Below are 14,187 nucleotides of genomic sequence, written 5' to 3'. Positions count from 1 at the left end.
CGGCATGCCGCACCAACCGCCGGTCGACGGGAAGCCGAGGTCGACCGGCTCCACACCCGCAATCGAGGTATTCGCATGAGCAAGGTTCTCGTTCTCTATTACTCCATGTACGGACACATCGAGACAATGGCGCAGGCCGTCGCCAACGGTGCCTGCGAGGTCGACGGCACCGACGTCACCATCAAGCGCGTGCCGGAACTGATGGACGAGGAGACGGCGAAGAAGGCCGGCGCCAAGCTGGACCAGTTCGCACCATTGGCCGACCCCAAGGAACTGGGCGACTACGACGCGGTGATCATCGGCACGCCCACCCGCTTCGGCAACATGGCCGCCCAGATGCGCAACTTCCTCGACCAGACGGGCAGCCTCTGGATGGAGGGCAAGCTGATCGGCAAGGTCGGCAGCGTGTTCACCTCCACTGGCACCGGCGCGGGCAACGAGACCACGATCACCTCCACCTGGAACACCCTCGCCCACCTGGGAATGGTGATCGTCGGCACGCCTTACGGCACTCCCGAGCTGTTCGACATCTCCGAGCCGCGTGGCGGCGGCCCCTATGGTGCGGGCTGTCTCGCTGGTGCGGACAACAGTCGCCAGCCCAGCGAGAAGGAGCTCGCCATCGCCCGTTATCAGGGCCGGCATGTCGCGGAGATCACGGCGAAACTTTCTGGCTGATTCGTCACCGTTCCGTCCGATATGCGGACAAACGGCCTGAGGTGAAAGCTTCAGAGTCTTACCGCTTTCCGACGACATCCGGGCGACGCTATCGCAGTACGAGCCCGATGACAGGTGCATCCGTTGCGGGTGCACCTTTCTTTTTGATGACGGATCATCGACAACACCTCCCAGCTCACCTGCCGCTGGGAGAAGTGCGCGACTGTTCAATCCGACTCGCGCTCGACCCCGCAACAGGGCGTGGCCGTGTCCACTTCCTTCAACACGGCTCCGGTGACGGGATTGGGTCGGTAGGTGGTGCAGCCCTTCAGCCCGAGTTCGAAGGCGCGCTGGTAGATGGCCGCGAAGTCGGTGAACGGCATCGATTCGGGCACGTTGATGGTCTTGGAGATCGCGCTGTCCACAAACGGTTGCAGGGCGGCCTGCATCGCCAGATGCGCCTCGGGCGGCAGAGCCTCGGCCTCGACGAAGGCATCCGGTGGCGGTCCGTGGCGGTGGAGCTCGCGCCACCGGCGCCAGGCGTGATCCTCGAGGCGAAACGATTCGGAATGCCCCTGACCGGTGACCACGCTGCGGTACAACTCGCGACGGAAGATCGGCTCGATGCCGGAAGAGACGTTGCCGGCCAGCAGGCTGATGGTGCCCGTCGGGGCGATCGCCGTCAGGTGACTGTTGCGGATACCGTCGCGCGCGATCCCGGCACGGATGTCGCCGGGCAGGGCCCGCACGAACGGTCGGTCAAGAAAGCGGGCGGCCTCGAAGAACGGAAACGGTCGCTTCTCGCGTGCCAGATCGATCGAGGCGCGGTAGGCGGCATGCGTGATCGCCTGCATCATCTCCCCGGCCTGCTCGCGTGCCTCGGGGCTGTCGTAGTGCAGACCCAGCATCACCAGGGTGTCGGCCAGCCCGGTGATGCCCAGGCCGATCCGCCGACTGCCCCGTGCCTGCTCGGCCTGGGCGGACAGCGGGAACGACGAGGCGTCGATCACGTTGTCGAGAAAGCGCACCGCCAGCCGGACGGTCGCTTCCAGACCGTCATGGTCCACCGTCGCCCGCGACGTGAAGGGATTGCTCACGAAACGCGTCAGGTTGATCGAACCGAGGTCACAGGCACCAAAGGGCGGCAGCGGGATTTCCCCGCAGGGATTGGTGGCGGTGATGCGCTCGCGGTCGGCGAGGTTGTTCCACTGGTTGATGCGATCGACGAACAGCACGCCCGGCTCGGCGTGGTCGTAGGTGGCCCGCATGATGTGTTCCCAGAGCTCGCGGGCGCGGACCCGTCGGACCACCCGGCAGATCACGGGCTCCTCGAAACCGGGCCATTCCCGGCGCACCGTCTCCCCCGCTGGGCCGCTCATGGCCAACTCGGGGAAGACCAGCGCCCAGTCGGCGTCGGCGTGGACGGCGGCCATGAAGGCATCGGACACCAGTACCGAGCAGTTGAAATGCGTGAGCTCGCCGGAGCGATGCTTGGCGTCGACGAAGGCCTCGATGTCGGGGTGGTCGACACGCAGGGTCGCCATCATCGCCCCACGACGGGCCCCGGTGGACAGGATCGTCGCGCACATGCTGTCCCAGATGCGCATGAACGACACCGGCCCCGAGGCGATCGTGCCGGCATGACGGGCCGCCGTGCCGGCCGGGCGCAGGGTGGAGAAGTCGTAGCCCACGCCCCCACCTTGCTGCATGGTGATCGCGCCTTCCTTGAGCGCCTCGAAGATCCCGTCCAGGGAATCCTCGATCGTGCCCATGACAAAGCAGTTGAACAAGGTCACCTGACGGTCGGTGCCGGCCCCGGCGAGGATGCGCCCACCCGGCAGAAAGGAGAAGCCGGTCAGCAGCTCGACAAAGCGTCGTTCCCAGACGGCGGGCTCGGCCTCGACCGTCGCCAGCGCGCGGGCGACCCGCCACCAGGTCGCCTCGATGCCCGGCTCCTCGCCATAGCGGTACCGTCGGGCCCAGACGTCCCGGGCAATGGGTGTATCGAGGAAGTCGGATGCCATGCGATGCCTCGAGCGCACTCAGGTCCTGACCAGCCAGCGGCTAAACCACTCGGCTGCCAGCCGGGCGGCCTGGAACAAGGTGCCCGGCTCTTCGAACAGGTGGGTGGCGCCGGGAACGATGGCAAGCTCGGTGCTCGCCTGCATGCGCTCCCTCGCCCAGCGATTGAGCTCGATCACCTGCGTGTCCGCCCCGCCGACGATCAGCAGCGTGGGGGCCGACACCCGCGGCAAGGCCTCGCCGGCCAGATCCGGGCGCCCGCCCCGCGAGACCACCGCTCGAATCGTCTCGGGCAGCTGGGCGGCCGCCCTCAACGCCGCCGCGGCCCCGGTACTGGCCCCGAAATAACCCTGCGGCAAATCGGCCAGCTCGGGTTGTCCGGTCACCCAGTCGGAGGCCTGCACCAGGCGCTCGGCCAACCGTTCGATGTCGAAGCGATTCTCGTAGACCTCGTCCTCCGTCTCGCTCAGCAGGTCGAACAGCAGGGTTGCCAGCCCCGCCTCCTGTAGTTGCCGCGCGACGAAACGGTTGCGCGAACTCAATCGACTGCTGCCACTGCCATGGGCGAAGACGACCAGCCCCCGCGGCTCGACCGGCAGCCCGAGGATGCCCTCGTGGATCGCGCCGCCCAGGCGCATCTCGACGTTCCGTTCCGCGTCAGTGCCCATGGCCAGCCTCCCCGCCCGCGGCCTCCTCGAGCATGCGGATGACCTCCTGATCGGCCACCTGCGGAAAATGGTCGTAGTAGGCACCCACGGCGCCAAGGTACTGATCGGTGATCTCGAGGGCGACCAGCTCGTCGGCCTCCCTTTCCAGTGTCGCCGCGGTCGAGGCCGGCACCACCGGGATGGCGACGATCACCTCGGCGGGATCGCGGGCATCGGCATCGCGAATCGCCGCGCGCATCGTCAGGCCGGTGGCGATGCCGTCGTCGACGATGATGGCGAGCTTGCCGGCCACGGAGGGGGCATCGGCACGCCCGTACAACGCCCGTCGCCGGGAGGCCTCGATCCGTTCGCGCGATTCCGCGTCCGCTAGCCAGCCCGGATCGACGGCGGCCTCCTCGCGGGGGTTACAGACACGCTCGCCCTGTTCGGGCACCGCGCAGATGGCGTATTCCGGCTGCATCGGATGGCCGATCTTGCGCGGGATCAGCACGTCCAGCGGCATGTCGAGGTGACGCGCCACCTCCACGCCGAGCGGCACCCCGCCACGAGGCAGCGCGTAGACCACGCCGGGCCGCCCCCGGAATCGCTCCAGTTCCCGGGCCAACAAGCGCCCGGCCTCGCCTCGATCGACAAACCGCATGACTCCCTCCCTGGGCGACACGACCCTGACACGATAGGTTCGAAGGACACCGATCCGGCCGATCCCGGAACGTTGCGTCGCACTTTCAGGAACTATAGTCACTCGTCTGCGATTTTCCGTGACGCAACAGGAACAATCGCCTTCCAGACAGCCGGTTGCGGGCCGAAGCAGGATAACCGACCGCACCTGGCTTTCGCGGTAAAAGCGGCGAGCATGGCGACCGGAACCACGGGACAGAACGTCGATGCTCGGACGAGGCGGTCCGACAGCGTGCGAGGCGATCAAGCGAAAATCGCGCCCCGGTCGGCGAATGAAAACGGGACTGCCCGAGGAGTGGATCCCGATCCGGCGGCGCCTGCGCGAGCTCCTCGACCGGGACGGGTTGCGCTTTCCGATTCCAGAGAAACAAAGAGGCCGCCCTTCGTCACCGGGCGGCCTCCCGCTGTTCTGATCGACAAGGCGATGGTTACAGCATTCGTTTGAGCACGTCGTCCCGCCGGATGAAATGATGATAGAACGCGATTGCGATGTGCCCGGCGATCAATGCGGTCAGTATCCAGGCCAACGGCGAATGCAGGCTGCCGACGGCCTTGGCCCAGGCGACCTCGTCCCCCTCGGCGAGCAGTTCGAAACCGAACGCCGTCAGCCCATGCCCGCCACCCAGCATCACGAAGATGCCGGTAATCGGCATGAGCAGCATGCCCAGATAGAGCAGGCCATGACCGGCCTTGACCAGCTTGACCGTCCTCGGATCCTGCGCCGGGCGATGCCGGCGCTGCCCGATCGCCCAAAGCAGGCTCAGCACGATCAGGACCAGCAGCAGGGTCCCGATCGATACGTGCCAGGAGACGAGGGTCTCGCCGACCCAGTGCTCGCCGTCGTCGATGCGGTCGAAGAACTTGAGCAACTGCCAGCCGGTCAGGACCGCTATCACCCAGTGAAAGGCCTTGCTGACGCTACCGTAGCGTTCCGGTGAATCGTTGAGCATGACAATCTTCCCTGACGAGTCTGTCTGGTTCTGGTTAGCATGCCAATCAATCGAGCTCGAATTGTCTCGACTGCTGGCGATCGATCAGGCGTCCGTTGTCGATCCTGCCGTTCCCCGAGGCATCAGCCCGACCACGCCACCGGGAAAAGCGTCCCAGCGTGCCTAGAAACCGTGGCCGAGCAGGCCCAGGATGCCCAGGACGATCAGGTATATGGCCACGATGTAGTTGAGCAGCTTGGGCACGATCAGGATCGCGATGCCCGCGACCAGGGAGAGAAGCGGGACGATTTCGATGTGGAAGGTCATGTAGGCTCCTTGTGGCAACGCCCGGATGGCGCGGTTGGCTTAAGATTGATCCTGCCGCCCCCGAACGCGCTTGTCCACCGCACCAGCAGGAAAAGCTCGAACTCGCTGCCTTCGGTCACTTGCCCATCACAGGGCGCCCTCCTCGCGCAGGACCTCGGCGAGTCGCTCGGCCATCACCCGGTAGCCCTCGGCGTTCAGGTGGACCGCATCGGACTTGTATCCCGGCCGGCGCAACAGCCCGGCGACGAGATCGTCGACCAGAAGCACGCCGTGTTCCTCGGCCAGCTCCTCGTAGAGGGGCGCGGATTGCGAGAACAGCGATTTTTCCGGCACGCCGACGAGCACGACCGCCACGTCGTTGGTCTGCGCCTGCTCGATCATTTGATCCAGATTACGCTTGGCCTCGGCCAGGTCCTGGTTGCGCAACACGTCGTTGCCCCCCATCAGGAGGATGATCAGGTCCGGCGCATGCGCCTCGAGGGCCTCGGGCAGCCGCTCGAGGCCCTCGGCGGTGCTCTCGCCGGCCACCCCGGCATTGACCACCTTCCGCCCCGTCAACTGGGCCAGTTGCGCCGGATAGGCCGCCCCGGCGGGCGCGCCGACCCCCTCGGTGAGGCTGTCACCAAAGGCCAGGATGGTCGCGTCAGGTGCCAGCGACTCGAGGGCCGGGTCGCCGCAGCCCGCCAGGCCCAACCCGAGTGCCGCCAGGATGGCAAGGGAGAGGAAATCCCGCACCCGGCGCAGACATCGTCCCGAGGCCGCCATCAGTCGCCTGCCGGCCGCCTGGCCCGATACGGCACCCGGCGGCCGATGGGCGCGGTGCGGTACGCCCAGACGCCGCCGGCGCGCGGTGCGGCCCGCGGCCCCTCCCACTCGGTGCGGACCATCGCCCAAAGACCCGGGCCGGTGCGTTCGCTCAGATCGGCCAGCATCGTGCGGCAGCCGTGAGGACTGCTCATGGGTCGAGGCCCTTCGCTCCAGATCGGTATTCATGCACCTGTATATTCGAACGTATCGCTCAAGCATACGCATGGCGCACCACACGCTGCCCCTTCCCGCGTACAACCGTATGGCAACCATAAGGGATCGCAATTCCTCCGGATACTTGCTGATGGTAGACTCGCCGCCACTCGACCTTTCCTGATACTTGATATGGCTCGCGCCAAGGTCCCCGCTCGATGATCGAACTCCGGACGTACGTCTTTATCGACTCGCTCCAGCCCCAGGTGGCGGAGTACATGGCGACGGCGTCCCAGGGTTTTCTGCCGATCCCGGGCGATGCCTGCCTGTGGGTCGAGGTCTCGCCGGGCATGGCCGTCCACCGGCTGACCGACATCGCGCTCAAGGCCTCCAGCGTGCGACTGGCCCAGCAGGTGGTCGAGCGGGCGTTCGGCTCGATGGTCATCCATCACCGCGTACAGAGCGACGTCGTCCAGGCCGGCAACACCATCCTGGAATATCTCGGTCGCGAACAGACCGAACGCCAGCCCTGCGAGATCGCCTGGCAGGAGATCATCCGCGGCATGACGCCAGACCACACGGTGCTGATCAATCGCCAGAACCGCCGCGGCAACATGATCCTCCCCGACCAGAGCATGTTCATCCTCGAGGTCGAGCCGGCCGGTTACGTCGTCTACGCCGCCAACCAGGCGGAGAAGGCGGCCAACATCTCGCTGATCGACGTGCGCGCGGTCGGCAAGTACGGCCGCCTGACGATCGCCGGCACCGAGGGCAACGTCGACGAGGCCGCCCGCGCGGCCATTGCTGCCGTGAAGAACCCCGCGTTCACCTAGACCTATGCATCGCAACGACCTGCTCGAGCAACTCGCCCGCTACGAGACGCGCCACCTCGACGAGGCCGCCTTCGTCCAGCGCGCACGGCAGTTCGTCGCCACACACCCCGACACCTTCTACCGCCACCACCTGCCCGCCCACGTCTCGGCCTCCACCTGGGTGGTCAACCCGTCGCGCACCGCGGTGCTCTTGATGCACCACCGGAAGCTCGATTGCTGGCTGCAGCCCGGCGGGCACGCCGACGGCGATACGGACATGCGCGCGGTGGCCCTCAAGGAATGCGTCGAGGAGACCGGCGTTTCGCCCGAACACGTCCGGCTGGTCAGTGACGAGATCTTCGACGTCGACATCCACTCCACCCAGGAACCGCACCCGGATGCCCAGCCGCATCACCACATCGACGTGCGCTACCTGGTGGAGATCGACGACAACGTGCCGGTACCCGGCAACGAGGAGTCCTTCGAGCTGCGCTGGGTGCCGGTCTCGATGGTCTCGCGGCTGAACAACAGCCGCTCGACGCTGCGCATGGTCGACAAGACCCGCAAGATGCGCTGAACCGAAGGGAGAACCACACCGGTCGGCGCGAAAAAGCCCGAATCCTCTGGATTCGGGCTTCGTCAGTTCAGGGCCGCGCGAACGGCCCGGACCCCTGCTCGGGATCAGCTTGCCTTGGCAAGGGAGCGGGCGTGGTCCACCGCGTCATCGAACACCGTGGTCTCGTAGAGGGTCTCCATGTCACCCGGCACGGTCATGCGGCCGTTGGTCGACCCCTTGCGCGGTCGGCGCGCGGGTCGTTGCACCAGGTACATGCCGTCGGTGGCCTGTTCGACCAGGATGTTGCCGTTGCGGTAGAAACCGCGTTCCGCGTCCATCTTTTCTGCCATGAGCATCACACCTTTGTCGTGATCGGGCCGTGCCGCAGGAAGGCAGCCGGCCGCCGTGAGTGACAGCCCCGGAAAGCCGGAGCGCCCACCGGACCACTTTAGGCCAGTCGTCATCGATATGTCATGGAAAAATATCGAAGCGCCCCAGCACCCGATTCCAACGACGATCCGCCCGGACGAACCACGGCCAGATGCGGGTCGGCAGACCGCGCCATGGTTTCGAAATGATCGAACCGGGCGACCGAGCCACGAAAGGAGCGTTGCCACCATTATCGGCATGACAGCGGGGCCGCAAATCCCTACAATGACGCCCTTTCCGGGTCATTCAGCACCACGGGCGACGCCTTGCCCGAGCCCACCGATTCGAGACGGAGACCGACCAGTGACCAGCAGCCAACGCCCGCGCATCAGCGGTACCCGCTTTCTCAGCGCCGACGATGCGCCGAACTCGCGCCTGAGCCTCGGCTCGTCCCACCGCGACGCGTACCGCTCGGTCACGGGCACCGGCGGCCAGTCCGACGCGATCGACGTTCCCGCCAACGAGAGCTGCGTGATCTGCGCGCCGGCCACCCGCCGGCTGGCCGAAGACCTGTTCAACGAATGGAACGATGCCCTGCAGACCGGCGACGCCGCCCAGGTCACCGCCCTGTACGCCGAGGACGGCGTGCTGCTGCCGACCGTCTCCAACGTGCCGCGTACCAATCACGCCGAGATCCAGGATTACTTCGAGCACTTCCTGGAAAAGCACCCCGTGGGCACCATCAACACCCGCAACGTCAAGCTCGGCTGCAACAAGCTGACCGACGCCGGCACCTACACCTTCCGCGTCACCGACGGCGACCAGATCCGTGACGTGCCGGCCCGCTACACCTTCGTCTGGGAAAATCGCGACGGCCGCTGGCTGATCGTGCATCACCACTCCTCGATGATGCCGACCGACTGATCCCGTCCATGATCGAACGAAGAACGCCCGCCACGAAGGCGGGCGTTTTGCGTCATGGCACTGTCCGGACGGTGCAGAACGTCACGCGGTGCCCGTCCGCGCGATGAACCGGCCGGTCCACTGCGCGGCACGGCCATGCGAAGATATCGGCCCGTCACCTCGACCCGAGCCCCTTCTCGCAACGGACACGGCATGAATCCAGACCAACGCAAGACCGCCATGCGGATTGCCCTGACGAGCATGGTTCTCGCCATTGTCGCGGGCAGCGCCGCATGGTTCGCCCCACCGGAGCACGCCCCGTGGATCGCCGCGCTGGCCGCGCTCGCCTGCGGTTCGATGTGCTACCCGATCGCGCTGCGCCTGAACCGGGAAATAAGCCGCACGTCGCGCGAGCTGCTCTCATCAAACATCGCCCTGCTCGAGGCCATGGGCAAGGCGGTGGCCAAGCGCGACTCCGATTCAGGTGACCACAACTACCGCGTCACCCATATCGCCATGGCCATCGGCGAACGCCACGGCCTGGACAGGCACGCCATGCGCGCCCTCGCCTCCGGGGCACTGCTCCACGACGTCGGCAAGATCGGCGTCCCGGATCGCATCCTGCTCAAGCCCGGCCGGCTCGATGACCGCGAGATGGCCCTGATGCGCTCGCACGTCCCGCAGGGCGAAGACATCGTCGCCGGCATCCCGTCGCTCGAAGAGGCCCGCGCGGTGATCGCCTGCCACCACGAGAAATGGGACGGCAGCGGCTACCCGCGTGGACTCGCCGGCGACGATATCCCCCTCAGTGCCCGCATCTTCGCCGTCGCCGACGTCTTCGACACGCTGTGCTCGCCGCGTCCCTACAAGGATGCCATGTCGTTCGAGACCGCCTGGGGCATCATTCGCGACGATGCCGGCAGCCACTTCGATCCCGGGGTGGTCGCGGCCTTCCAGCCCATTGCCCGGCGCCTGTACGAGGTGCACTTCAATGGCAATGGTCGACGCTCGCGCGAGTTGCTCGAACGCCAGATCCGCAGGTATTTCTTCTAGGCCTGCTCGGTGCCGAACGCGGCCGTCAGGAGCACGTGAATCGCCGGCAGGTCAGCGAGTCGAGCCGCAGGGATCTCCATCGGTTCCCGAATCACGGGGCAATCTCCTTGACGGACCACCTTCTGGCTCAGTCGTAATGCACCGCGAGCCAGACCGTGTCCTCATCCGGATCGGTCCAGGCCACGCGGTGCCGGGTGTGGGCAGGGATAGTCAAATGATCGCCCGGACCCAGGGTGACATCCTCGCCATGCTCGAATGCCACCACGCCCTTGCCCTTGAGCACCACCACCCACTCGTACCGCGGCTGGTCGTACCAGCCGGAGGCAGGGGAAGTGTGCCCGTGCGAGACGATCCGTTCGATCGTCACGTGCTCGGCTCTGAGCAGAGTGTCGAAACACTCTTCCCGGAGGGTTTCGGGAAGGCTCTTGAGCACGTTGGCCGTCACACCGGCCCCTCTGTCACGCACATCATGCCGTGGCTTTCAGCGTGGAGCAGGCCTGACGCACGGCTTCACTCCGACTGGGCAGCCAGTCGGCGGGGCACACCTCGGCCGCCACGCCCAGCTTTTCGAGACGCGCCCGTGGCTGTTCCTGTACGCCCGAGAGCACCACTCGGGAACCGCGTCCGACCGCATCGTGGATGATGCGCTCGAGAACCAATGCCGTACTCACCCCCAGGTGGGGAACACCGGTCAGGTCGATGACCAGTGCCCGGGTATCGTCCAGCCGGTTCTGCTGACGAGTCAGCGTCTGGGCTGCACCGAAGATCAACGGCCCGCTGAGATCGAGTAACGCCACCCTGCTCCCCGCCTCGCTGAGAAGCCGTTTCTCGTCGGCCTCCAGGCCCTCGTAGTCACTCTCGCCCGGTTCCTCCGACTTGCCGAGCACACGGACGTGCTCGGATTGCAGATCCGACAGACGACGGATGGTGAGGATGTTGGCAACGAACAGGCCGATCCCGACGGCGGTGATCAGGTCCACGAACACGGTCATGCCGATAACGCCGTACATGATCAGCGCGCCGCGGATCGACAGCCGGTGCGCGCGCCGCAAAAAGCCCCAGTCGATGATGTCGATGCCCACCTTGATGGCGATGCCGGCGAGGATCGCCTTGGGGATGTTCTCCACCAGTCCGCTGGCGCCGAAGACCACCACGCCCAGCACCCCGGCACGCACCAGCCCCGACAGCGCCGTACGCGCCCCGGTCTGGATGTTCACCACCGTGCCCATGGTCGCGCCGGCACCCGGCAGGCCACCGAACATGCCCGAGGCGAGGTTGCCCAGCCCCTGGCCTACCAGTTCCTTGTCGGAGTCGTGCTCCTTGCGCGTCAGGCTGTCGGCGATCACGGAGGTCAGCAACGCGTCGATCGAACCCAGCATGGCCAGCACCAGGGCGTTGATCACCATGGTCATCCATTCATCGGCGGAGAACGTGGGGACCTGTATCGACGGCAGTCCGGAGGGGATCTCGCCGATGGCGCGGTACTCGCCGCTGCCGATGAACCACACGGCCAGCAGCGTGCCCACCACCAGCGCCAGCAGTTGCGGCGGCATGAAGCGCTGCCAGGCCTTCGGCATCAGGAAGAGGATGCCCAGCGCGACCATGCCGAGAAGCAGCTCGCCCGCCTGCACCTGCGAGAACAGATCCGGCAACGCCTCCAGCGAGCCCAGCACCCCGCCCCCCGGCGAGGCATGCCCGAGCAGTCCCGGCAACTGGATGATGATCAGGATCAGCCCGATCCCGGACATGAAGCCCGAGATCACCGTGTAGGGCATCAGCGTGACGTAGCGCCCGAGCTTGAGGATGCCGAAGAGCACCTGGAAGATACCGGCGAGCATGACCGTGGTGAAGGCCATCGCCATGGCGTTCTCCGCGACCATCCCCGTTTCCGGGTCGGGGACCATCAGCGCCACGATCACCGCCGTGAAGACCACCGTCATCGGCCCGGTGGGCTCGGAGATCAGCGTGGGCGTGCCACCGAACAGCGCGGCGAACAGCCCCACCAGCACGGCACCGTACAGGCCCGCCTCGGCGCCCGCCCCCGATGCCACACCGAAGGCCAGTGCCATCGGCAGGGCCACGACCGCCGCGGTAACCCCGCCGAAGACGTCGCCCTTGAGATTGCCGAAACCTATCTGATTGAAAATCCGCATCAGTCCGTCCACCCGGGCCCGTTTACGCAAAAGTCGCGAGAATACCAAGCACCGGCATATTCACGAATCGGATTTATCTCGGCAAGTGATAGACCACAGTCTATGCCGATTCAGGCTCAACGCCGTCGCGCCCTCGGCGAAACCGACGAACAACGGCAGATCAACCAATCGGTGCCAGGCACTCGGCCCGACCTGAACCATTTCAATGGACCATTCCACCCTTTAAATCAACGTTGAGGCGGTCAACCGGCAACGAGGACACCCGCGCGCACGACCGGACCGGCCGACCACCAAGCCCAATGGATGCCCGACCTTCTCCCTTCGCGGGGCCGGCAAGGCAGCGCACTCACGCGGGCATACCGCCGGTTCCACGTCAGCGCTCAGGCCAGCCCCGACGAGGGCCGCCAAACCGGCCTTCGAAGGTCCGCCGGGCCCGGCTTTCGACGTCGTGGACGACGGCCTGGCCCACGCTCCGCTCGGTTGACCACGAATGCGGTCTCGGCCGACACTGGCCTCCCCCGCTCATCGCGACGACAATCGAGGACGAACGTGTTCCGCTACTTCGGTTTCGGCTCGAACCTGGACATCACGTCCCTGCGCGCCAAGGGCGTACACCCGACTCGGTCCAGGTCAGCGACGCTGCCCGGCTGGCGATTGACCTTCAACGTCCGTCACTTCTTCGACCACGAGGGCGGGGTGGGAAACATCGTGCCGAGCGACGATCCGGACGCACGCGTGCTCGGCGTACTGCACGACTGCCCGGACGAGGCGCTGCCCGCACTCGACGAGGCCGAGGCCTGCGGCGTGGGCTACGACCGCATCGAAGTCGTGGTGCAGACGCCCGACGGGCCGGCGACGGCCTTCGCCTATACCGGTCGCCCCGCCTTTCTCGACGATGACTGCCTGCCGAGCCGGCGCTACCTCAACATACTGATCCGCGGCGCGCGGCGCGCCCGGCTGGACCCGGACTACGTCGCGGCACTGGAACGCCAACCGGTATTGGCCGTCGAGCACGCCCCGCCCTTCGAGCCCCCGTCGGGCACGTACCCGAACTTCGACGCCGAGTCGCTGGCCCGGCACCCAAGCTGCACCGCCCTGTGGGGCGCGGTATTCGACATGAGCGGCGCCCGGCCGACGCACGACTTTCTGAAGGGCCTATTCGGCGGACGCGACATGACGCTGTTCCACCTGCGGCGCATGGACACCAGCGACGGGACGGAAACACTCGACGACCTTCGCGAGGATCGGCTCGACCCCGCCCAGCGCCAGTACCTGAACGACTACCTGCACCAGTACGCCCGTGAATACCGTTACGTGGGGCATTTCGACTACCATTGAGCCCGCCTACCCGGTTCATGGAAGCAGCCACGACAAGGACGACGACAATGAGCGCATTCCCCTCGGCCCTGCCCCACGGCCCTCTCGAGGAAATCTTCCCGAACGTCTTCTTCGTCACCGGGGCGATGGAGACCCGGCTGATGGACGCCGACTGGTGTTTCAGCCGCAACATGACGGTGGTCCGCGACGGCGAGCGGCTGATCGTGATCAACAGCGTGCGCCTCGACGAGGCGGGCCTGGCGGCGCTCGACCGCCTCGGCCGGGTCACCGACGTGGTGCGCCTCGGCGCCCTGCACGGTCGCGACGACCCCTTCTACGTCGAGCACTACCAGGCCCGCTACTGGGCGATGCCCGGCATGACCCACGAGTCCGGCCTGCCCGCCGACGAGACGCTCTCGCCCGACGACGAGCTGCCAATCCGCGACGCCCAACTGTTCCGGTTTCACACCACGACCATTCCCGAGGGCATCCTGCGCATCGACCGGGACGGCGGCATTCTCGTCGCCTGCGACGCCCTGCAGAACTGGGTCGAGCCGGACGCGTTCTTCTCCGCCGACTCGATCGAGCGCATGCAGGCGATGGGTTTCTTCACGCCGGCCAACATTGGACCGCTGTGGATGCAGAACGCCGAGCCAGGTCGCGAGGACTTCGACCGGCTGCTGACACTCGACTTCCGCCACGCGCTGTGCGGGCACGGCGCCCCGCTGCGGGACACCGCCCGCGAGGACTACACCGCCACCGTCGATCGACTCTTCTCCTGATCTC

Annotated in this window: 16 protein-coding genes; 7 read left to right on the top strand and 9 right to left on the bottom strand. The window is 66.4% G+C overall.

All coding sequences use genetic code 11. The features are described from left to right. Positions 1-75 precede the first annotated feature (75 nt). The gene (gene wrbA / locus ACLFRM_RS02115; RefSeq protein WP_410754018.1) at positions 76-675 is read left to right on the top strand and encodes an NAD(P)H:quinone oxidoreductase; all 600 of its coding nucleotides are present in this window, start codon (positions 76-78) and stop codon (positions 673-675) included. Positions 676-881: 206 nt separating this feature from the next. Here wrbA and ACLFRM_RS02110 read toward each other — a convergent pair whose 3' ends face one another. From ACLFRM_RS02110 to ACLFRM_RS02085, 6 genes are all read right to left on the bottom strand, one after another. Further along, positions 882-2,678, bottom strand: a complete 1,797-nt coding sequence (locus ACLFRM_RS02110) for an adenosylcobalamin-dependent ribonucleoside-diphosphate reductase (protein ID WP_410754017.1) — start codon at positions 2,676-2,678, stop codon at positions 882-884. Positions 2,679-2,696: 18 nt separating this feature from the next. Further along, positions 2,697-3,344, bottom strand: a complete 648-nt coding sequence (locus tag ACLFRM_RS02105; protein ID WP_410754015.1) for a dienelactone hydrolase family protein — start codon at positions 3,342-3,344, stop codon at positions 2,697-2,699. Beyond that, positions 3,334-3,984 carry a phosphoribosyltransferase gene (locus ACLFRM_RS02100; RefSeq protein ID WP_410754013.1) on the bottom strand — a complete coding sequence of 217 codons (651 nt, stop codon included), beginning with the start codon at positions 3,982-3,984 and terminating at the stop codon, positions 3,334-3,336. The genes ACLFRM_RS02105 and ACLFRM_RS02100 overlap by 11 nt, the downstream gene beginning before the upstream one ends. 466 nt (positions 3,985-4,450) lie before the next feature. Next, positions 4,451-4,972, bottom strand: a complete 522-nt coding sequence (locus ACLFRM_RS02095; RefSeq protein ID WP_410754012.1) for a cytochrome b — start codon at positions 4,970-4,972, stop codon at positions 4,451-4,453. 162 nt (positions 4,973-5,134) lie between these two features. After that, positions 5,135-5,278, bottom strand: coding sequence for a DUF3096 domain-containing protein (locus tag ACLFRM_RS02090; RefSeq protein WP_410754010.1), 144 nt, complete (start codon positions 5,276-5,278; stop codon positions 5,135-5,137). A gap of 126 nt (positions 5,279-5,404) precedes the next feature. Then, positions 5,405-6,043: a GDSL-type esterase/lipase family protein gene (locus ACLFRM_RS02085; protein ID WP_410754008.1), complete on the bottom strand. Its 639-nt coding sequence runs from the start codon at positions 6,041-6,043 to the stop codon at positions 5,405-5,407. A 413-nt stretch (positions 6,044-6,456) separates the two neighbouring features. Between ACLFRM_RS02085 and ACLFRM_RS02080 the strand changes: the two genes are divergently transcribed. Both ACLFRM_RS02080 and ACLFRM_RS02075 read left to right on the top strand, forming a co-directional pair. Then, positions 6,457-7,071 carry a BMC domain-containing protein gene (locus ACLFRM_RS02080; protein ID WP_410754006.1) on the top strand — a complete coding sequence of 205 codons (615 nt, stop codon included), beginning with the start codon at positions 6,457-6,459 and terminating at the stop codon, positions 7,069-7,071. Between the two features lie 4 nt (positions 7,072-7,075). Next, entirely contained in the window at positions 7,076-7,627 is a 552-nt protein-coding gene (locus ACLFRM_RS02075) for an NUDIX hydrolase (RefSeq protein ID WP_410754004.1), read from the top strand. Positions 7,628-7,731: 104 nt separating this feature from the next. Here the strand turns inward: ACLFRM_RS02075 and ACLFRM_RS02070 are convergent, their stop codons facing one another. Beyond that, positions 7,732-7,956: a hypothetical protein gene (locus tag ACLFRM_RS02070; protein ID WP_396581803.1), complete on the bottom strand. Its 225-nt coding sequence runs from the start codon at positions 7,954-7,956 to the stop codon at positions 7,732-7,734. Positions 7,957-8,338: 382 nt separating this feature from the next. Between ACLFRM_RS02070 and ACLFRM_RS02065 the strand changes: the two genes are divergently transcribed. Both ACLFRM_RS02065 and ACLFRM_RS02060 read left to right on the top strand, forming a co-directional pair. Continuing rightward, entirely contained in the window at positions 8,339-8,899 is a 561-nt protein-coding gene (locus ACLFRM_RS02065; RefSeq protein WP_410754002.1) for an SgcJ/EcaC family oxidoreductase, read from the top strand. 192 nt (positions 8,900-9,091) lie between these two features. Next, positions 9,092-9,931, top strand: a complete 840-nt coding sequence (locus ACLFRM_RS02060) for an HD-GYP domain-containing protein (RefSeq protein WP_410754000.1) — start codon at positions 9,092-9,094, stop codon at positions 9,929-9,931. 127 nt (positions 9,932-10,058) lie between these two features. Here ACLFRM_RS02060 and ACLFRM_RS02055 read toward each other — a convergent pair whose 3' ends face one another. Further along, positions 10,059-10,298: a cupin domain-containing protein gene (locus tag ACLFRM_RS02055; RefSeq protein WP_410753998.1), complete on the bottom strand. Its 240-nt coding sequence runs from the start codon at positions 10,296-10,298 to the stop codon at positions 10,059-10,061. A gap of 100 nt (positions 10,299-10,398) precedes the next feature. Further along, entirely contained in the window at positions 10,399-12,084 is a 1,686-nt protein-coding gene (locus tag ACLFRM_RS02050; protein ID WP_410753996.1) for a SulP family inorganic anion transporter, read from the bottom strand. A gap of 549 nt (positions 12,085-12,633) precedes the next feature. Here ACLFRM_RS02050 and ACLFRM_RS02045 point away from each other — a divergent pair. Together ACLFRM_RS02045 and ACLFRM_RS02040 are read left to right on the top strand one after the other, a co-directional pair. Further along, positions 12,634-13,422 (top strand): gamma-glutamylcyclotransferase family protein, encoded by a 789-nt coding sequence (locus tag ACLFRM_RS02045; protein WP_410753994.1) that lies wholly within the window; start codon positions 12,634-12,636, stop codon positions 13,420-13,422. Positions 13,423-13,469: 47 nt separating this feature from the next. Beyond that, positions 13,470-14,183 carry a hypothetical protein gene (locus ACLFRM_RS02040; RefSeq protein ID WP_410753993.1) on the top strand — a complete coding sequence of 238 codons (714 nt, stop codon included), beginning with the start codon at positions 13,470-13,472 and terminating at the stop codon, positions 14,181-14,183. The last annotated feature ends 4 nt before the right edge of the window (positions 14,184-14,187 follow it).

The organism is Guyparkeria sp. (genome assembly GCF_046540515.1).
Taxonomy (GTDB): Bacteria; Pseudomonadota; Gammaproteobacteria; order Halothiobacillales; family Halothiobacillaceae; genus Guyparkeria.
This window is presented reverse-complemented; position numbering and strand designations above follow the sequence as displayed.